The 20,090-nt window shown below is 66.0% G+C and carries 16 protein-coding genes; 8 read left to right on the forward strand and 8 right to left on the reverse strand.

Annotated elements, in window-relative coordinates:
- The first annotated feature begins 26 nt into the window (after positions 1 to 26).
- Both araD and C7402_RS13275 read left to right on the forward strand, forming a co-directional pair.
- A complete protein-coding gene (gene araD, locus C7402_RS13270) occupies positions 27 to 1,778 on the forward strand; it encodes an L-arabinonate dehydratase (RefSeq protein ID WP_112173157.1) in 1,752 nt (583 codons plus the stop codon).
- A gap of 136 nt (positions 1,779 to 1,914) precedes the next feature.
- Positions 1,915 to 3,114 (forward strand): porin, encoded by a 1,200-nt coding sequence (locus C7402_RS13275; protein ID WP_112173158.1) that lies wholly within the window; start codon positions 1,915 to 1,917, stop codon positions 3,112 to 3,114.
- A 96-nt stretch (positions 3,115 to 3,210) separates the two neighbouring features.
- On the opposite strand, the gene C7402_RS13280 is transcribed toward C7402_RS13275, so the two are convergent.
- The 7 genes from C7402_RS13280 to C7402_RS13310 all read right to left on the reverse strand — a co-directional run bounded on the left by C7402_RS13280 (position 3,211) and on the right by C7402_RS13310 (position 12,252).
- Positions 3,211 to 4,245: an alpha/beta hydrolase gene (locus C7402_RS13280; RefSeq protein WP_165841881.1), complete on the reverse strand. Its 1,035-nt coding sequence runs from the start codon at positions 4,243 to 4,245 to the stop codon at positions 3,211 to 3,213.
- A gap of 8 nt (positions 4,246 to 4,253) precedes the next feature.
- Entirely contained in the window at positions 4,254 to 6,680 is a 2,427-nt protein-coding gene (locus C7402_RS13285) for a TonB-dependent siderophore receptor (RefSeq protein ID WP_133254486.1), read from the reverse strand.
- A 93-nt stretch (positions 6,681 to 6,773) separates the two neighbouring features.
- Positions 6,774 to 7,847, reverse strand: coding sequence for a FecR family protein (locus C7402_RS13290; protein ID WP_165841882.1), 1,074 nt, complete (start codon positions 7,845 to 7,847; stop codon positions 6,774 to 6,776).
- Positions 7,840 to 8,394, reverse strand: a complete 555-nt coding sequence (locus C7402_RS13295) for an RNA polymerase sigma factor (RefSeq protein ID WP_165841883.1) — start codon at positions 8,392 to 8,394, stop codon at positions 7,840 to 7,842. The genes C7402_RS13290 and C7402_RS13295 overlap by 8 nt, the downstream gene beginning before the upstream one ends.
- A 228-nt stretch (positions 8,395 to 8,622) precedes the next feature.
- Positions 8,623 to 9,774, reverse strand: a complete 1,152-nt coding sequence (locus tag C7402_RS13300; protein WP_112173163.1) for a branched-chain amino acid ABC transporter substrate-binding protein — start codon at positions 9,772 to 9,774, stop codon at positions 8,623 to 8,625.
- Between the two features lie 276 nt (positions 9,775 to 10,050).
- On the reverse strand, positions 10,051 to 10,875 hold the full coding sequence (locus C7402_RS13305) for an NAD-dependent epimerase/dehydratase family protein (protein ID WP_116611003.1): 825 nt from the start codon (positions 10,873 to 10,875) through the stop codon (positions 10,051 to 10,053).
- A 69-nt stretch (positions 10,876 to 10,944) separates the two neighbouring features.
- Positions 10,945 to 12,252 carry an MFS transporter gene (locus C7402_RS13310; RefSeq protein ID WP_373864447.1) on the reverse strand — a complete coding sequence of 436 codons (1,308 nt, stop codon included), beginning with the start codon at positions 12,250 to 12,252 and terminating at the stop codon, positions 10,945 to 10,947.
- A gap of 524 nt (positions 12,253 to 12,776) precedes the next feature.
- Between C7402_RS13310 and C7402_RS13315 the strand changes: the two genes are divergently transcribed.
- From C7402_RS13315 to C7402_RS13335, 5 genes are all read left to right on the forward strand, one after another.
- Positions 12,777 to 13,511 (forward strand): ribonuclease activity regulator RraA, encoded by a 735-nt coding sequence (locus C7402_RS13315; protein WP_112173165.1) that lies wholly within the window; start codon positions 12,777 to 12,779, stop codon positions 13,509 to 13,511.
- Between the two features lie 14 nt (positions 13,512 to 13,525).
- Positions 13,526 to 14,464: an SMP-30/gluconolactonase/LRE family protein gene (locus C7402_RS13320; protein ID WP_425273782.1), complete on the forward strand. Its 939-nt coding sequence runs from the start codon at positions 13,526 to 13,528 to the stop codon at positions 14,462 to 14,464.
- A gap of 21 nt (positions 14,465 to 14,485) precedes the next feature.
- Positions 14,486 to 15,406, forward strand: coding sequence for an aldose epimerase family protein (locus C7402_RS13325; RefSeq protein ID WP_116611004.1), 921 nt, complete (start codon positions 14,486 to 14,488; stop codon positions 15,404 to 15,406).
- A 126-nt stretch (positions 15,407 to 15,532) separates the two neighbouring features.
- Positions 15,533 to 16,222 carry a FadR/GntR family transcriptional regulator gene (locus C7402_RS13330; protein ID WP_112173167.1) on the forward strand — a complete coding sequence of 230 codons (690 nt, stop codon included), beginning with the start codon at positions 15,533 to 15,535 and terminating at the stop codon, positions 16,220 to 16,222.
- Positions 16,223 to 16,295: 73 nt separating this feature from the next.
- Positions 16,296 to 17,336, forward strand: a complete 1,041-nt coding sequence (locus C7402_RS13335; protein WP_244314835.1) for an alpha/beta fold hydrolase — start codon at positions 16,296 to 16,298, stop codon at positions 17,334 to 17,336.
- Between the two features lie 109 nt (positions 17,337 to 17,445).
- On the opposite strand, the gene phaP is transcribed toward C7402_RS13335, so the two are convergent.
- Complete coding sequence (phaP, locus tag C7402_RS13340; protein ID WP_116611005.1) at positions 17,446 to 18,009, reverse strand: TIGR01841 family phasin; 564 nt, start codon at positions 18,007 to 18,009, stop codon at positions 17,446 to 17,448.
- Positions 18,010 to 18,438: 429 nt separating this feature from the next.
- Between phaP and C7402_RS13345 the strand changes: the two genes are divergently transcribed.
- A complete protein-coding gene (locus C7402_RS13345) occupies positions 18,439 to 19,902 on the forward strand; it encodes a catalase (protein WP_116611006.1) in 1,464 nt (487 codons plus the stop codon).
- Positions 19,903 to 20,090: the final 188 nt, after the last annotated feature.

Here is a 20,090-nt window from a genome sequence, read left to right on the forward strand (position 1 = left end):
ACTGGAAACACCTGGAGCAACGCAAGATGAGCAAGAAGCGAAAGACCCCCGAAGAACTGCGCAGCCACCGCTGGTATGGCGTGAACGACCTGCGGTCGTTCGGCCATCGCTCGCGCTCCGCGCAGATGGGCTACAGCCGCGAAGAATACGCGGGCAAGCCGGTGATCGCCATCCTCAATACGTGGAGCGAGATGAACCCTTGCCATACGCACTTCAAGCAGCGTGTGGAAGAGGTCAAGCGCGGCATCTGGCAAGCAGGCGGTTTCCCGATCGAGCTGCCGGTGCAAACGCTCTCCGAGCCGTTCCAGAAGCCCACCACGATGCTCTACCGCAACTTCCTCGCCATGGAAGCGGAAGAGACGATCCGCTCGTATCCGGCCGACGGCGTCGTGCTGATGGGCGGTTGCGACAAGACCACGCCCGCGCTCTTGATGGGCGCGATCTCGATGGACCTGCCGACGATCTTCCTGCCTGCGGGCCCGATGCTCAACGGCAACTGGAACGGCGTGACGCTCGGCTCGGGCTCGGACACCTGGAAGTACTGGGCCGACCTGCGCGCGGGCAAGATCACCGAAGAGGACTGGAAGGGCGTGGAAGGCGGCATTGCGCGCTCGCCGGGCCACTGCATGACGATGGGCACCGCATCGACGATGACGAGCGCGGCGGAAGCGCTCGGCTTCACGCTGCCGGGCTTCGCCTCGATTCCCGCGCCGGACTCGCGCCACGCGCAGATGTCGGCGAAAACGGGCATGCGCATTGTCGAGATGGTGTGGGAAGACCTGAAGCCTTCGGACATCATCACGCGCAAGGCAGTCGATAACGCCGTGACCACGTGTCTCGCGCTTTCGGGCTCGACCAACGCGATCGTGCACATGATCGCGCTCGCGCGCCGCGCCGGTGTCGATCTCTCGCTCGCGCAGTACGACGAAATCGCGCGCCGCACGCCGGTGCTCGCGAACATCCGCCCGACCGGCAAGTACCTCATGGAGGACTTCTACTATGCGGGCGGTCTGCGCGCGATGCTCAAGGAACTGGGCGACCTGATCGACGGCACGCAGATGACCGTGAACGGCAAGACGCTCGGCGAGAACATTGCCGATGCGGAAATCTACAGCGAAGAGGTGATCTATCGCCGTGCGAAGCCGCTCATGCCGGATACGGGCCTCGCCGTGCTGCGCGGTAACCTCGCGCCGGACGGCGCCGTGATCAAGCCGGGCGCAGCAGAAAAGCACCTGCACGTCCACACGGGCAAGGCTGTTGTGTTCAAGGACTACAACGACATGGCCGCGCGCATCGACAGCGAAGACCTCGACTGCGACGAGAACAGCGTGATCGTGCTCCAGCACGCGGGTCCTGTTGGCGCGCCGGGCATGCCCGAGTGGGGCCAACTGCCGATTCCGCAAAAGATCCTCCAGAAGGGCGTGCGCGACATGTTGCGTATTTCCGACGCCCGCATGAGCGGCACGAGCTATGGCGCGTGCGTGCTGCACGTGGCGCCGGAATCGTTCATCGGCGGTCCGCTCGCACTGGTCAAGGACGGCGACCTGATCGAGATGAACGTGCCGGAGCGCCGCCTGAACGTGCTGATCTCCGATGAGGAAATGGCGCGCCGCAAGGCCGAGTGGGTCGCACCGGAACCGCGCTTCACGCGCGGCTATGGCGCGATGTACCAGATGCACGTGATGCAGGCCAACAACGGCTGCGAATTCGATTTCATGCAGCGTGACGGCGCGGGCGGTTCGTGCGCCAGTGCGGGCGGCGAGCCCGAGATTCACTAAGGAGACGAGCCGGCCGCAAAGGCCGGCGCGGCAGGGGGCGCTTCAGGGGTGTTGCGCCCTCTGCTGTACAGGAGAAAATGTTGCAATCAGGGTTTTAACCAGTTTCAAACCACAACGACTAAAGATAGGACTACAGATGAAAAAGACTATCCTCGCGTCCACGCTTGGACTCGCCGCGCTCGGCGCTCATGCGCAAAGCAGTGTCACGCTGTACGGTATCGTCGATACCGGCATTGGTTATCAAAGCAGCTCGGCTGCGCTTGGCAGCAATGCAGGCGGCCGCTCGGTCGTCAAGATGGTGCAGGGCGTGTGGGCCGGTTCGCGCATCGGCTTGAAGGGCAGTGAGGACCTGGGCGGCGGCACGCGCGCGATCTTCCAGCTGGAGCAAGGCTACAACTCGGCAACCGGCGCGCAATCGACCTCGGGCCTGATGTTCAGCCGCGCCGCATGGGTGGGCGTGGCGAACGCGAACTACGGTACCTTGACGGGTGGCCGCCAGTACGCCCCGTACTACACGCTGCTTTCGCCGTACAGCCCGACCACGTGGCTCACCGGCGCATACGGCGCGCACCCGGGCGACCTCGACTCGATGGACACGATCTATCGCATCAACAACGCGCTTGTCTATACGTCGCCGAACTTCGCGGGCCTGACCGTGAGCGGCATGTACGCGCTGGGCGGCGTGCCGGGCAGCACCGGCGCGGGCCAGTCGTGGAGCATCGCGGCGCAATATCTGCATGGTCCGGCGGGCATCGCCGTGGGCTTCGAGCGTCTGAACAACTCGGCGAGCGGCGGCGGCGCGTGGGGTGCGAACTCGACGGCGTCGAGCAACGGCGAGCCGGGCGTGTCGGCCATCACCAACGGCTTCCAGACCGCCCAGGCGCAGCAGCGCCTCGCCGTCACGGCGGGCTACCAGTTCAACTCGCAGTGGGATATTTCGGCGGCGTACTCGAACGTTCAGTACATCCCGGGCATCAACTCGAAGTTCTTCGACACGCAGATCTGGAACACGGGCGGCGTCGTGCTGCACTACAAGCCGTTCACCACGCTCGATCTCGCGGCCGGTTTCGCCTACACGCGCGCGACCAAGGCCAACGGCGTGCAGAGCGCGGCTTCGTACCAGCAGTACAACCTCTCGCAGTACTACTCGTTGTCCAAGCGCACGGGTATCTACTTCGTCGAGGCGTTCCAGCGCGCGGGAGGTCAGACGCTCGGCAACAACGGTGCGGGCAACATCATCAACGCGACGGCTGACATCGGCGACGGCCAGAACAGCGCGCCTTCGTCGTCGCGCAGCCAGGTGGCGGGCGCGATCGGTATCGTTCACCGCTTCTAAGGCTGGATTCAGGGTCGTTTAGAAGTCTTCACGCTCCGAAAGCAGTATGTTCGGCGGTGCCGGGTCGATGGGGATCCTGCACCGCCGTTTTTTTTGCTATCGCCCGTGTCCGCTCGCCAGCACGACTGCTTCGCTGATCGCGGCAGGCAGATATGACACGTGATTCTGGCCGGGGTAGACCTGCATATCCGCGTCGAAGCCGAGCGCGGGCGTAGCGTTCAGCAAGTCGGCAAACGCGCGGGCGTTGTCGAGCATCGCGGCATGGGTCACGCGCTCGATGCGCGCCGGCGTTGCATCGGCCGCGACCCGCTGCTCGTCGCCGCCCACGCGAATCGCGAGCGGAATCCGCGTGCCCGGCGCACGGTTTCGCCCGGCATCCCCAGCCGCGCGAGTGCTCGCAAGCAGTTCGCCCGCGTTCCACCAGAGCGAAGGACTTGCCGCCATATAGCGCGAGTACGCGCCCGGATGCGCGAGCGCGTCGTGCAGGACGAAGAAGCCGCCCAGCGAATGCCCGAACAACATGCGCCGTTGCGCCGATATCTCGACTCGCGCCTGAATGGCGCGCGGCAATGCCTCGTTGACCACGGCTTCGAACGCCTGCGCGCCGCCCGTATCGAGCGGCGCACCGTGTGCGTTGCGCGGTACGCCCCAACCGTCGCGATTGGGCGTCGTGAAGTCGCGAAAGCGCTGGCGTTCGTCGAACAGCGCGTCGTTGTCGGCGGCAATGGCGGCAATCACCACGGGGCCGATTAGCCGTTCCTGCAAGCGCGCGGCGCTCACGGCGAGAGGGAATGTCGCGTTGCCGTCGAGCAGCACGAGCAATGGCGGCGCAGCGCTTTGCGCGGGCGCGCTGGCGGCTTCGCCTTCGGCGCTCGCTTGCCCGTGCGGCGTGGGCCGATAGAGCCAGACGCGGTAGCGAGGCCCCTGCGCGCCCGTTTCGAGCACGAACGATTCGGTGTCGGGAAGCAGGGCGCGTGGCCAGGCAGTTGATTCGGCATCCGAATGAGTTACGGTTGAATCGGCTTTGGCCGATGCATGTGGAACCTGCGCCTGGGCAACGGCCGTATGCGCCAGCGCCAGGGCAAGGAGCACGCCAGCCGCGCGGCGGGAGAAAGTGCGACGATGTTTCATCCTCAACCTCACCATTGATATCGCGCGGTGCCAATCACCTCGCGGCGAACGCCCCAGAAGCATTGCGTGCTGCTTGCGCAGGCGGCGACGTACTGGCGGTCGAAGAGATTCGACGCGTTGACGGCAAAGCGCCAGTTGCGCAATTCGTAGTGCAGCGCGAGATCGACGAGCGTGAAGGAGCCCACCTTGAACGAGTCGTCGGCCGCGCCATAGGTGCTGCCGATATAGCGCACGCCCGCGCCCATGCCGAAACCCTTGAGCGGGCCGCGATGCAGCGTGTAATCCGCCCAGAGCGAAGCCGTATTTTTGGGCACGGCGGCGGGCGTGTGGCCGAGTGACGAATCGTTCGCGCTCGCGACCCATGCGCTCGTATAGGTGTACGCGGCGATCAGCGAGAGATCGCGCGTGACGTTCAAGTGCGTTTCCAGCTCCACGCCGCGGCTTTTCACGGCGCCCGTCTGCACGCGGTAGTTCGCGTTGCTGGGGTCGGGCGTGGACACGTTGTGCTGTTCGAGGTCGTAGAACGAGAGCGTCGTGAAGCTCGTGGTGCCCGGAATCTGATACTTGAGGCCGACTTCGAACTGTCGCCCCGTGGAAGGCTTGAGCGGGCTGCCGTCGGCCGTCGTGCCCGAGGTGATGGGCTGGAACGAGCGCGAAAAACTTGCGAAGGGCGAAAGGCCGTTGTCGAACGCGTAGAGCAGGCCAGCGCGCCAGGTGAAGGCGCGGTCGGACTGTGACGTGGAGGTGTGCTTGACGTATTCGTTCGCGCTCGTTGTTGCGAAGTCCTCGCGCGCGCCGAGCACGAACGACCACTTGCCGAGCGTCATCTGGTCCTGCAAGTAGAGGCCGAGGTCGTCGGTGCGCTGGCGCGTGTAGCTGGCAAGCGTGGGCGTGGCGATCGCCTGCCCATACACGGGCGCCGTGATGTCGAGCGCGGGGGCCTTGCCCGATGCGAGCCGGCGGTCCGACATCGTCATCTGGTAATCGAGGCCCATGAGCACCGCGTGGCGCACCGCGCCGGTTGCGAAGTCGGCTTCGAGCTGGGTGTCGGTGGAAAGCGCGTCGAGATGTTCGAGCGAAGCCGTCGTCAGGCGATTCAGGTAGCGATTGGTCGTGTTCGTGTAACCGCTCGAATAGACCGTTTGGTAGTCGCTCCACATATGCATGTAGCGCGCGTTCTGCCGGACGGTGAAGGTGTCGTTGAAGCGGTGCGTGAACGCATAGCCGAGCGAAGCCTGCTCGCGGCGGAAATGATCGAAATCGGGCTCGCCGTCGTTGAAGCCGGTGCCGATCATGCCGTTCGGGTTGTACGAGACGGTGCCATAGCGCGGCAGAAAGCCGTAGTAGCCGTTGTTCGGGTCGTACTGGTAGCTGGCGAGCAGCGTGAGCTCCGTGTTCGCGTCGGGGCGCAGCGTGAGCGAGGGCGCGACGTAGATGCGTTGTTCCTTCGTGCCGTCCACTTGCGTGTCGGTGTCGCGCGCGAGGCCGACGAAGCGGTAAAGCACACGCTGGTCGGCGTCCACGGCGCCGCCCAGGTCGAACGCGCCTTCCCAGCGGTTGTGCGTACCCGCGCCGAGCATCACCTCGTTGACGTGATCCGCTTCGGGACGTTTGCTCTCCAGCACGACCACGCCGCCGGGGTTCGCCTGGCCATAAAGAATCGAGCTTGGCCCGCGCAGCACTTCGATGCGTTGCAGTCCGTATTGTTCGATCTGGGGCACGGCGTAGGAAAGGCCGCGGCCCAGGTTGAGCCCGTCGAGAAAATTCACGTAGACGGCGTTGCCGCCGAAGCCGCCAAAGCCGCGCATCTGCAAGCTGTCGTAACGGTCGCCGATACCGCGCGTTTCCGGCACGATGCCAGCCGAATAGCGCAACGCCTGCGCGACCGACTGCACGTTCTGCACGTCCATCTGCTGGCGTTCGATGACCGAAACCGATTGCGGCGTGCGGGTGAGCGGCACGCTCGACTTCAGCGCCGCGCTCGCGACGGTGGGGTCGTTTTGCTCGACGATGCTGCGCTTGCTGATTGTCACGGCGGGCAGCGAGGTCTCGTTGAGCGCGCCGGTTTCCGTGGGCGGCGTGGGTTCGGCCTCCAGCACGAACGCGGCGTTCTGGCCGCGCACGGCGCGCAGGCCGCTGCCGCGCAGCAGTTGCGCGAGCGCGCCGGAAGCGTCGGCGTGGCCCGCGAAGCCCGGCGAGCGCTTGCCCGCCACGAGCGCGCTCGTGTAGACAAGCTGAATGCCGCTCGTTTCAGCGAACTGGTTGAGCGCCGTGTTGAGGTCCGAGGGGGCGATGCGGTAATCGAGTCGTGGGCTGCCGTGGGCCGTGTTCTGCTGGCCGACTGTCTGGCTTTGAGCCGTGACGGGCAGGGTGGCGAAGAGGGCGACGGCCGCCGCGCAAATAGCGAGCGGTTTGAATGATGGTGGTAAGTACAACGAAATTCCCCGTTTTTGTTGCTGATGAGGGAATAGACGTTTGAGCGCGAAGAAACCGGATGTCCCGCGCAAAATTTTTTTGCGCGGTGCGTGCTACTGCGTTGCCGCTGCCTCCGGCGCGGAGAGAATGACGATGCGGCCCGCGATCTGCGTTGATTGCAGACGCAACGTTTCGGCGAGGGTGGCAAGCGCTCGCGCGGGCGCGCCGATCGCGAAGTTGCCGGACACGCGCAGGGCGGCCGCGCTGCCGCGCACGTAGACGAAGTGGCCGTTCCAGTAGCGGTTCAGCGCGGCGACCACGTCGCCGAGCGGCGCGTCGGTGAACACCATGCGGCCGCGCTGCCATGCCGTGGCGGCGAAAAGGTCCACGCCCACCATGGCGGGCGCACGGTCGCCGTCGCCGAATGCCACGCTCTGCCCGGCCACGGCTTCCCTGCTGCCGGCCGCGTTGCGCACGGCCACGCGGCCCTGCGTCACCGTCACGAGTACGTCGCCGGTGCGCGCGGGATTGAGCGACGGCGTGCTCGCCTGGAAGGCCGTGCCGATATCCACGATCTCGCCGCCGCCCGCATGCACGACGAAGCGGCGCGGGTCGCCGTGCCGGACTTCGAAGGCCGCGCGGCCGCGCGCGAGCACGATGCTGCGCTCGTTCGGCGTGTAGCGCACGTCGATGGCCGAGTCCGCATCGAGCTTCGCGATGGTGCCGTCTGCGAGCGCGAGCGTGCGCAATTCGCCTGGCGCGGTTGCGTAGTCGGGGGCGTGCGCATAGAGCGCGGCGCCTATGCCGATCGCCGCGATCACGGCGGCAAATGGGGCGGCAAACGCGGCGCGCGGCGCGGTGAATGCAAAGCGTCGGAAAGCCGCCAGCGTGCGCGGTTTCGTGATGTTGCCCGCAGGGGCGGACTTTGCATGCGTCGGCGCGCGCAGCGCATCGGCCTCGCGCCACTGCCTGAGCGCCGCTTCGAAGGCCTTGCCATGCTGCGGGGAGCGCGCGCACCAGCGTGCAAGCCGCGCGTCGTCTATCCGGGCGCGGCCCGCGTCGATACGCACGATCCACACGGCGGCCTGTGCGCGAATGCGGCGCGTGCGCGCGGCCGCTTGCGCGTCGGCGGCGAGGTCGGCTGGGAACGAATCGGGCATACCCGCGTGCTGATGATCCTTAGTCATGGTCGGACGGCGTACCTGCGCCATGCGCGTCGCGATCGAATTCGAGCAGGTCCAGGAGCGCGCGCCGCAGATGCTTTTCGACCATGTTCTTGCTGATTTGCAGACGCTGCGCGATAGCTTCGTGCGAAAGCCCGTGCACCTTGCGCAGCAGAAAGACCTCGCGGCAGCGCGGCGGCAGGGCGTTCACCGTCTGTTCGAGCGCCCGCGCGGTTTGCGAGGCTTCGGCAAACTGGCTGGGGTCGACGGGATCGACGGCCAGCTCCGGGCAGGCGTCATTATCGTCGTCGTGCGCAAGCATGTCGACGTGCAGGTGCGAGGACGTCCGGCTTTCCCGAAACCGGTCGATCAGCAGGTTTTCGATCACGCGCACGAAGAACGCGCGCGGCTGCCGGATCTCGGTCGAGTCTTGCAGCGAGGCAACCTTGACGAACGCGTCGTGCACGAGATCCGAGGCCGCTTCCGCCGAGCGCATGCGCCGCCGCGCGAACGCAAGCAGCGTACGGTAATGCGCGGCGAACGCGTGGGCGAGGCTGGAGGATGGCTGCACGAATGGTTGGCAGAAAGCCGCCGCTGTCCGGGCGCGGGTTTCAGGTCGCTTACGATTTTTACGAATGAGAATTATTATCGTTTATGCGTTTTCGTGCAAGTCCAGCGGCGTGATTCCTGCCGGATCGACGGGATTCGGGCCGCAAGGTTCTGGCCGCGACGTTCCGGCCGTAAACGGCCGCGCGGGCGGAGAACCCACCTCCGCCCGCGCGCGATTGACCGGAACCCCTTACTTCGTGCCCACGGTCTGCAACGGCTTCCACTCGCCGCCCACGACCTTGTACACCGTGACGCCGCCGTACTTCAGGTCGCCATACTGGTCGTACGACAGTTCGGAGGTGGTGATGCCCTTCATGTTGGTCGCCTTCAGTGCGGCGAGGAAGGCTTTCGGATCGGTCGAGTCTGCCTTCTTCATGGCATTGAACACGGCCATCGTGCCGTCATAGGCGTACGGCGCGTACAGTTCCACCGGCTGGCTGAAGCGCTTGGTGTAATGGTCGGAGAACGCCTTGCCGCCCGGCATCTGGGCGAGCGGGCTGCCTTCGGACGCGGCCAGCGTGCCTTCCGACGCCTCGCCCGCGACCTTGATCAGGTTGGCGGACTGGACCATGTCCGGGCCGAGCAGCGGCGCCTTGATCGCCAGCGAGCGCATTTGCTTGAGCATGGGCGCGGCCTGGGTATCCGCGCCGCCGTAGAACACCGCGTCGACGTTTGCCTCCTTGATCTTCGTGAGAATCGCGCGGAAGTCCACGGCCTTGTCGCTCGTGTATTCCTGCGCGACCACGGTGGCGCCCGCCGCCTTCGCGGCCTTGGTGAACTCTTCGGCCACGCCCTGGCCGTAGGCGGTGCGATCGTCGACGATCGCGAGGCGCTTGAACTTGAGGCCCTTCACGGCGTAGTCGCCGAGCACGCTGCCGAGCTGCGTGTCCGAAGTCAGCAGGCGGAACGTGGTGGGCAGGCCGAGGCGCGTATAGGTCGGGGCCGTGGCCATGGCGATTTCGGGAATGCCCGCCTTCGCGTAGATCGGCGCGGCCGGGATGCTCGTGCCCGAGTTGTAGTGGCCGATCACGGCGACCACGCCGTCGTCCACGAGTTTTTGCGCGACCGTCGTGCCGGTGCGCGGGTCGGCCTGGTCGTCCTGGGCGTCGAGCACGAAGTGCACGGACTTGCCGCCGATCACCGGGTTGGTCGCGTTCATGTCCTCGATCGCGAGCTGCACGCCGCTGCGGAAATCGGCACCATAGTGAGCCTGACCGCCTGTGAGCGGCGCGGCGAAGCCGATCTTCACTTCGACCGGCGCGGCGGCAAAGGCGCTCGATGCGCCTGCCAGGGTTGTACCCAGGATGACGGCGGCGGCTATGGCTGTGGTACGGAACTTCATTATATTTGTGCTCCTCAATGATGGATCGTGCAGTACCTGCACCCCTGACGGTTCTGCGGGCACCTGCCCCTCGCGTTCCGGTTCTCGCGGTCGGCTTTGAGCAATATAAGAGTCCAAAAGCTGCCGGGTCTTGCAGGAAATAAACAGCGGCGATGCCGAATTCGGCATAGTCGGACAGCCGCCGGCTTGTCCGGCAATCCTGGTGGCGGGGCTTTGCGAGGCGAAAAAAAAGCGCCCGCAATGGGCGCTTCTGCATACAGGCTGGAAGGCGGGAGATCAGGCGCGCTTGCCGCGCTGGTCCGCCGGCGTGAAATCGAAGCTCGCGAAGCTGCCGCCCTGGTAGCGCTGCGCCACCGCGTCGAGCGGATTGTCTCGCGCGAGAATCCCGGCTGCCCAGTCTTCCGAATTCTGCTTCGGCTCGTAGCCGAGGCGCTTTGCGTCGTCGTGCGCGCCTTCCTGAATCCAGTAGCTGCGCGTGTTGTTCGACACGCCCCACACCACGGCGAAGCCGATCTCATCGACGTTGATCACGCGATCGACGAGATGGAACAGGTCCTCGTGGCCGAACCACGTGCTCAGGTGGCGGAACTCAGTGGGCTTCGGCAGGCAACTGCCGATGCGCACGTTCACGGTCTCGATGCCGTGCTTGTCCCAGTAGAGGCGCGCGAGCGATTCGCCCCACGCCTTGGAAAGGCCGTAGAAGCCGTCCGGGCGGAACGCGCAGTCGAGCGTGAGCTTGTCTTCCACCGGGTACATGCCGATCGCGTGGTTCGAGCTCGCGAACAGGATGCGCTTCGTGCCGTGGCGGCGCGCGCCTTCGTAGACTTCGACGAGCCCGCGCAGATTGTTTTCGATGATCTCGGGCAGGGGGCGTTCCACGCTCGTGCCGGCCATGTGGATCAGCACGTCGACGCCGTCGAGCAGGCGGTCGACCACGTCGGGCTGACGCAGGTCGCCGTGCATCACGTCCTCGCCCGCGAAGAGCGGTTCAAGCGGCTTCGAGCCGGCGGCGCATCGCAGGTTCACGCCGCGCTCGTGCAGGCCTTTGCGCAACACGGTGCCGAGCTGGCCGGCCGCGCCGGTCAATGCAACTTTCTTCACGGTGATTGTCCTCACATGGAAATGCCGAAAGCCGGCGCCCTCGCGGGCGCCGGCCAGTGATGATGTCGATCAAGCCTTCACGTTATGCGAGGGCTGGAGTGCGGGACTGGCCGCGTTGTCCTTCTGTTCGTTCGAGATCAGGCGCCACGCCACGCAGGCGCCGATGATGTCGAACAGCATCAGGCATACGAACAACGGGTTATAGCCGATCGTGCTGGCCACTGCGCCGACGATGAGCGAAAACACCGTCGCGCCGAGGTAGCCGAACATGCCCGAGAGACCCGTGGCGGTGGCGACTTCGTGCTGGCCGAACACGTCGGAGGCGAGCGTGAACAGCGCGCCCGAAATCGTCTGGTGTGCGAACGTGCCGACGCAGAAGAGGGCGATGGCGGCGTACGGGCTTGCCACGAGCCCCACGCAGGCCGGGCCGACCATCAGCACCGCGCCGGTCGTGATGACGAGCTTGCGCGAAGTGATGAGCGAGCAGCCGAACCAGCGGATGAAAAGCGGCGCGAGGTAGCCGCCCACGAGGCAGCCGAGGTCGGCGGCGAGGAACGGCATCCACGCGAACAGCGCGATTTCCTTCAGGTTCATGTGTCGCACGGTGACCATGTACAGCGGAATCCACGCGCCGAAGGTCTGCCATGCCGGCTCGGCGAGCATGCGCGGAATGCCGATGCCCCAGAAGCGGCGCGTCTTGAGCACTTCCTTGAACGAGGCGCGGCGGCCTTGCGTGGACTTCTGCGCTGCGGTCTGGCCTTCGCGGATGTACTCGGCTTCTTCCTGCGAGAGGCGCGGGTGCTCGGCGGGCATCTTGAAGAACACGAGCCACAGCGCCACCCAGATCAGCGCGACGCCGCCCGTCAGCACGAACGCGAACTGCCAGTTGAACTTGAGAATGCACCACACGACGAGCGGCGGCGCGAGCATCGCGCCGATCGACGTGCCGGTGTTGAGCCAGCCGGTCGCGACCGAGCGCTCCTTGGCCGGGAACCATGCGCTGATGGCCTTCATGCCGGCCGGGAAGATCGCGGCTTCGGTCAGGCCGAGCATGCCGCGGAACGCGGCGAGCGCGGGCCAACTGCCGGCGAGGCCGTGCAGCATGTTGGCGATGGCCCAGCCGAACGCGAAGATCGCGAAGCCGATCTTGATGCCCACGGAGTCGAGCACGAAGCCGGCGATGGGTTGGGCGAGGGCATAGCAGGCCTGGAAGGCCGTGACCACGTACGAGTACTGCTGCGTGGTCATGTGAAGCGTTTCAGTCAGCGTGGGTGCGGCCACCGCGAGCGAGCTGCGCGCGAGGTAGTTGAAGATGGTGCCGATCATGATGAGGCCGATGATCCACCACCGCACCCCCTTGATTGTCTTGCGTTGCACTGCTCGTCTCCTGCTGTTGGCGGGCTCCCCTTCCGGCGCGTGGCCGTGCCGGAAGGGGAGCCCGAATGGATGTGTTTCTGTGCGTGGCGCCCCGTGCTGGCCGCTGGCTGCTTGTGCCGCTGGTCTCCTGCTGGCCGCGAGGAAGGGTCGTGCCGCGCGTGAACCGGACCCTTCATGTAAGACATCATTCTATTTGCGGTAAAGTTGTAAAGCAAATCCTGATGCGCTGGGGATTTCCCTGGTGCCGGATCGGGGTCGGACGCCCGGCGCGGCCTCTGCTCGGGTTGGCTCGATGTTTATTGATCTATCGCACGTTTTTCGCGGACGATTTTTACGATGGTGCGGCTGGCGCGCCCGGTCGTTTCGGCACCGAGTCGTCATACATCCGAGGCTCGCCCGCAGCGCAATGGCTGGTTGACAATTTTCGTGTTGTATTACAACAATGCGATCCATCTGCTCGACAGTTTTTCGAGCCGCCTGCTTGCGCCACGCGCACCACGACACACGACAACGGACGAGACACGATGAATTCCCCCGCCATCCCCGTGAGCGACGCCGCGCTCGAACAACTGCGCCACGTTTCCAACGCCACGCTCACCACGCAACTCTTCAAGCGCGGCCTGCGCAACGTCTTCCTGCATGGCGTGAAGCCGCTCGCCGCACCGGCGTCGGGCGCGCCCAACCTGGTCGGGCCGGCCTTCACGATGCGCAATATCCCGGCGCGCGAGGACCTCGATCAGTTGAGCGCGTTCCAGAACCCGGAGCATCCGCAGCGCAAGGGCGTCGAGACCGTGCCCGCGGGTGCGGTGCTCGTGCAGGACTGCCGTGGCGTGACCGATGCCGCTTCGATGGGCTCGATCCTCGCCACGCGCATGAAGGTGCGCGGCGTGGCGGGCATGGTCTCCGACGGCCCGGTGCGTGACAGCGCGACCATCGCCGCGCTCGGCATTCCGGTCTTTTGCGCGGGCGCCTCCGCGCCGCTCAATCTGTGCAAGCACCACACCGTGGATCTGAACGTGCCGATCGGTTGCGGCGGCGTGGCCGTGTATCCGGGCGACATCATCGTGGGCGACGCCGATGGCGTGGTCGTGATTCCGCGTCATCTGGCCGAGGAAGTCGCGCGCGACGCGACCGAGCAGGAAACGCTCGAACGCTTCATCACCGAGCGCATCGAGGCAGGCGCGGCGCTGCCGGGCACGTATCCGCCGAACGAGGCGACCCTCGCCGCCTATCAGGACTGGAAGAAGGCACAACGTTGAGCACGCAAGCCATCATGAGCGACGTGGGGACGATGGCGGCGCGTGCGCTGGAAACGCGCGATGCGCGCCGCTCCTCGGTGGGCGAGTGCCCCGTGTGGCGCGCCGGGGAAAACGCGCTCTACTGGGTCGACATACCTGCGCAAACGCTCGTGCGCTACGCGCTCGATACGTCGCGCCGCACCGAGTGGGCGCTGCCCGAGCGCATCGGCTGCTTCGCGTTCGCGCGTGACGGCGCTGTGCTCGCGGCGCTCGAAACGGGACTCTTCGCGGTCACCTTGCACGAGCCGGCAGCCCACGCGCGGACGGGCGAGGTGAGCGTGCATGCGCTCGCGGGCGTGGCGCACGACGCCGCGAACATGCGCTTCAACGACGGCCGCTGCGACCGCCAGGGCCGCTTCTGGTCGGGCACGATGGTGCAGGACGCCGCGCAACCGCATCCGGCGGGCAAGCTCTATCGCTACACGGCGCAAGAGGGCTTGTCCGCTCCCGTGGTCGAGGGCCTGTGCACGCAGAACGGCCTCGCGTGGTCGCCGGACGGCCGCACGATGTATCTGTCCGACTCGCATCCGTCGAGCCGCGTGATCTGGGCGTTCGATTACGACATCGACGACGGCGTGCCGACCAACCGGCGCGTGTTCGCCGATCTGCACGACTACACGGGTCGGCCCGACGGCGCGGCCGTGGATGCCGATGGCTGCTACTGGATCTGCGCGAACGACGCGGGCCGGTTGCTGCGCTTCACGCCCGCCGGGCGGCTGGAGCGCAGCGTGTCCGTGCCGGTTGCGAAGCCGTCGATGTGTGCGTTCGGCGGTGCGAACCTCGACGTGCTGTACGTCACGACGATCTGCCCGCCGCAACCCGGCGCGCAGGACGGCCTGGTGTTCGCCATCGACGCGGGCGTGCGCGGCTTGCCCGAGCCCGATTTCGCGGGCGCGCTGCGCGCGGCTGTCTGATTCCTTCCGATCGAGCGAACCATGCCGCAGTTTCAGAACCAGGATGTCATCGAACTCGCGCGCGGCGCTTCGCGGCTGCTCGTCGCGCCGCAGGCGGGCGCGCGTCTGCTCTCGTGGACGATTGGCGGCGCGCCCATCATCCATTGGCCCGATGCGCCGGACTGGAGCCGGCCGGGCTTGATCCGCGGCGGCAATCCGCTGTTGTTTCCTTTCATCGCGCGGCATTGGGTGGACGGCCGCATGGGCCGGTGGCGCGACGCGCAAGGCGTCGTGCGCGACGTGCCGCTGCACGGCTTCGCGCGCGACCTGCCGTTTGCCGCCCAGGTCGCGCCGCAAGGCGACGGCGTGCGCATGACGCTCACCGATAACGCCGCGACGCGTGAGGTCTACCCGTTCGGCTTTCGCTTCGAGGCCGCTTACCGGCTCGAAGACGAATCGACGCTCGACGTGGAATTGACCACGACAAACACCGGCGACACGCCTTTGCCGTACTACGCGGGCCATCACTTCTACTTCGCGCTGCCGCACGGCCAGCGCGGCGAGACGACGATCACGCTGCCGCGCAACGTCCATCGCCGCCAGTTGCCGGACGGCGCGACGACCGCGCCCGCACCGGGCGCAACGCACTACCGTTTCGACGACCCGCAGATCATCGACCGCTTTCATTGCCTCGACGGCGAGCCCGATGCGCCCGTGCGCATCGACATGCCTGCGCAGCAACGCGCGATCGAAATCGATCTGCGGCGGCCCGGTTCGGCGTCGTGGTATGCGGTCACGACCTGGACGCTCGCGCCCGATTCGGACTTCTACTGTGTCGAGCCGTGGCTTGGCTTGCCCGACGCGATTCACACGGGGCTTGGCCTGCGCTGGCTCGCGCCGGGCGAGACGCAAACGGCGGCGCTGCGCATGCGCGTGAGCGCGCAAATTGGTAAAGCGGCTTAAAAACACGCCCGAACGGGCTGCAACAGGCGTAAAACGGGGCTGGACGGGGGCGCGGGCGCGCTACCGGCTCGCCATATGACTTACAATTGACGACACTCCTGACAACCCAAAGTGCACCGTCCGATCATGTCTGAGCAGAAAGCGCCGAATATGCCGGCGCGGATTTACAGCGACATCCTCAATCGCATCATCGAGGGCGAATACAAGGAAGGGGAGCGCCTGCCGACCGAGCACATGCTCGCGGAGCGCTTCGCGACCTCGCGCCCCACGGTGCGCGAGGCGCTCGCCCAACTGCGCGCGGACGGCATCATCGCCACGCGCCACGGTTCGGGCACGACGGTCATGCGCAGGCCCGATCCGGACGTGCGCCGCTTCGCGCCGCTCGAAACGTTGTCGGACATTCGCCGCTGCTACGAGTACCGCGTGGTGGTCGAATCAGGCGCGGCGTCGCTGGCCGCGCAGAAGGCGGAGGACGACGACATCGCCGCGATCCGGCGCGAATGGGACAACCTGCAAACCATCATCGAAACCTCGGGCATCGGCGCGAAAGACGATTTCGCGTTTCACATGGCCGTGGCGCGCGCCTCGAAGAACCAGTTCTTCATCACGGCGCTTTCGGGCATCCAGGAGCAGATGGTGTTCAGCATGAACCTCTCGCGCAATCTCTCGCTCGTGAAGTCGATCGAACGCCAGCGCCTCGTGCAGCAGGAACACCTCGAAGTGCTCGAAGCCATCCAGGCGCGCGACGCCGAGCGCGCCGCGACGGCCATGCGCGCGCACCTGGAGCGCGCCGTCAATCGCATGTTCGGTTCCTGAGCGTCCGCGCTTTTCTTGCACAGACGGCGCGTGTGTGCCGTCTGTTTGTCTGCCTTTTGCGGCGAGCGCCTCCATGCGTTTGAATGTCCTGCGCTGGCTGGTTATCGCGACCGCTCTGGTCGCTGCGACGACATCGGTGCAGGCGCGGCCGCTGCGGCCCGTCGACGCGATCGCCGACGCGCGCCTCGCCATCGACACCCCGCAAGGCCACGCGCAGTTTCCCCTTTATCTAAGCGCGGACTGGAACGTGCCGCAGCCGGACGTGCAACGCGCCGTGGTCATCGTGCATGGCAGGCTGCGTAACGCCGATACCTACTTTCACACCGCCCAGCACGCGCGGGAACTGGCGGGCGTCGATGCCGCGAGCACCTTGCTCGTCGCGCCGCAATTCCTGAGCGGCGCCGACGTGCGCGCGCACGACGCACCGGGCGATCTCCTGAGCTGGAAGGGCAATGCGTGGATGGCCGGGGCGAACGCCGCGAGCGGCGTGCCGGTGAGTTCCTACGCTGTGCTTGACGATATAGAGCGGCATCTCGCCGACCGGCGTCTCTTTCCCAATCTGAAAACGATCGTGTTCGCCGGGCACTCGGGCGGCGCGCAGGTGTTGCAGCGCTATGCGATCGCGTCGCGCGCCAACGCACTTGCGGCGCAGGGCATCGACGTGCGTTTCGTGGTGGCGAGCCCTTCGTCGTATGCGTATTTCGACGGCCAGCGCCCCGATGCGAATGGCGCGCCCGCGGCCTTCGACGCATCGCTTTGCCCGGGATTCGACCGCTGGAAATACGGCATGGAGGACCGGCCCGCGTTCATCGCCGGGCGCAGCGCCGCTCAGCTCGAAGCGGACTACGTGAAGCGCCGCATCGTCTATCTCGTGGGCGGCAATGATCACAACCCGGCCTCGGCCTCACTCGACAAATCGTGCGCCGCCCAGGCGCAGGGCGCGCAACGCGTGGCGCGCGCGCAAGGTTTCTTTCGCTACCTGCAAGCGCGCCACCCGGGCAACCTGAACCAGACCTTCCATATCGTTCCGGGCGTGGGGCACGACGGCGCGCGCATGCTCACGTCGGGCTGCGCGCTGGCGACGATGTTCGATACGCAAACCTGCGAGCGCTGACCGGGCGCCGCGCGCGCACCAAAGACAAACGGGCGTGAAGCCTCGTATTGCACGAGGCCCACGCCCGTCTTGGGACCGGCAGGCGTTGCCCGCCGGCGGCAAGCGACGCTTACGCTGCCTGCTTGGCAACGCGTGCCGACGCTTGCGCGACGGCCTTCGTCGCGGCCTTGCCGGCGGCGTCGAAGTTGCTTTCCGCGAATTCGACAGCCTGCTTGGCGGCCTTGTTCACCGACGAGTAAGCGCTGGTGGCGGCGTTGAGCGCCGACTTCACGGCGGCGACGGCGGCTTCCGAGCCGGCCGGGGCGTTCTTCGCGGCGCTGTCCACGAGCGTTTCGAGCGTGCGTTGCTGCGTTTCGTACTGCGCCTGGGCGGCGGCGGCGAACTCAGCCTGCGTGGCCGAGACGATGCCGTACACGCTGCGGCCGTAAGCGAGCGCCTTTTCGGCGGCGGGCTGGGCGAAGCCGGCCTGGGCGGCGAAGAAGCCTTGCGGGTCCTTGGCCGACAATGCGCGGTGGGCTTGTTCCTGGCTTTCCGCGAACGCCGAGCGGGCCGTTTCGATGTTGAGTTCGGCGAGCTTGATCGCGCCTTCAAATGCCTTGCTCGTCAGGCCGAAGAGGGTTTCGAGGCCGGCTTTCTGGGTTGCGGCGAACTGTTCGGGGGTCGGCAGAGTCATGTCGTCTTTCCTGTAGGGACGCTACGCGTCGGTTTCGTTACGAAAAAGAGAAAACTTTCGGATCGATCACCGGTTCGCGCAGAGAAGGTTTTGTGCGATGCAGCAATCGAGTTCATATTAACGCAACCATAATTCGTGTCAAGAACTTTTTGTGCGTCGCAACAATTATGTAAACGCCTGATTCTGGGTGGAAATTTTCAAGCCGACGAACGCCTTCGCCGCGCGCCGGTCCGCGCTTGATCCTCTTAAGCGCAGCGCTTTGCCAGACGGGGCAGAATGGGCGTTCGCCCGGGCGGCGAAAGCGTCACACAAGCGGCCCGGGTTGGTCCCCCAATCTAGCGGTGGTGGCGCTTGCGCTCGGCGTTCGCCGAGGCAATCGACCCGGCGGCGCACGCGCGGCCGCCACCGCGAATCCTCTGGAGAGTGGTAATGGGTGCTTCGAACGACAAGTCCCTCGGTCAATCGACGATGAGCACGGGCGCGCCGGCAGTGAGCGACCGCAACTCGCTGACCATCGGTCCCGACGGCCCGATCGTGCTGCACGATGTGCATTTCCTCGAGCAGATGGCGCATTTCAACCGCGAGAAAGTGCCGGAGCGCCAGCCGCACGCGAAGGGCGCGGGCGCATTCGGTGAGCTCAAGGTCACGGAAGACGTTTCGCGTTACACCAAGGCCGCCTTGTTCCAGAAAGGCGCGTCCACCGAAATGCTGGCGCGTTTTTCGACCGTCGCGGGCGAAATGGGCAGCCCCGACACGTGGCGCGACGTGCGCGGCTTCTCGCTGAAGTTCTACACGACCGAGGGCAACTACGACCTCGTGGGCAACAACACGCCTGTGTTCTTCGTGCGCGACCCGATGAAGTTCCCGCACTTCATCCGCAGCCAGAAGCGCCTGCCCGATTCGGGCCTGCGCGACGCCGAAATGCAATGGGACTTCTGGACCAACAATCCCGAGTCGGCGCACCAGGTCACGTACCTGATGGGCGAGCGCGGCCTGCCGAAAACCTGGCGCCACATGAACGGCTACGGCTCGCACACCTATATGTGGGTGAACGCGCAGGGCGAGAAGTTCTGGGTGAAGTACCACTTCCACACGAAGCAGGGCATGCAGTTCTTCACCAACGCCGAAGCCGCGGCCAAGGCGGGCGAGGACGCGGACTTCCATCGCCGCGACCTGTTCGAGGCGATCAAGCGCGGCGAATTTCCGGCATGGGAACTCTCCGTGCAGGTCATGCCGTACGCGGAGGCGAAGAAGTACCGCTTCAACCCGTTCGATCTCACGAAGACGTGGTCGCACAAGGACTATCCGCTCATCAAGGTCGGCACGATGACGCTCAACCGGAACCCGGAGAACTTCTTCGCGCAGATCGAGCAGGCCGCGTTCTCGCCGGGCAACACGGTGCCGGGCATCGGTCTCTCGCCGGACAAGATGCTGCTGGGCCGCGCGTTCGCCTATAACGACGCGCAGCGCGCGCGCATCGGCACGAACTTCCATCAGTTGCCGGTGAACCGTCCGAAGGTGCCGGTGCAGACCTATATGTTCGACGGCAACATGGCCTACGAACATAGCGGCAACGCGCCTACCTATGTGCCGAACAGCTTCGGCCGCCCGTGGGCGGACACGACCGGCGCCGCCGACGACGGCTGGGAAGCCGACGGCGACCTGGTGCGCAGCGCCTACACGCTGCACGCCGAGGACGACGACTTCGGCCAGCCGGGCGATCTCGTGCGCAACGTCTTCAACGACAAGCAGCGCGAGTCGCTCATCGACCAGGTGGTGGCGAGCCTGAGCGGCGTGGGCAGCCCCGTGCGCGAGCGCGTGTTCGACTACTGGAAGAAGATCGACGAGGCCGTGGGCGCGCAGATCGAGAAAAAGGCGGGCAGCGGGAAGTGAGCTGCCGACGGCGCGCGGCGGTCGCACCGCACGCGCCGGTTTGACGCGATAGCGATGGAAAAAACCGGAACGGGGCTTGCGCACCGTTCCGGTTTTTTCATGTGCGCTTCATGCACGTTTCATGCACGTTTCATGCGCGTTTCATGGGCTTTGCCGTTGCATGGCGGCGCGCCGGCGCCGAACGCGTC

It is taken from the genome of Paraburkholderia unamae (assembly GCF_003096875.1).
In the GTDB taxonomy this organism is placed as follows: domain Bacteria; phylum Pseudomonadota; class Gammaproteobacteria; order Burkholderiales; family Burkholderiaceae; genus Paraburkholderia; species Paraburkholderia unamae.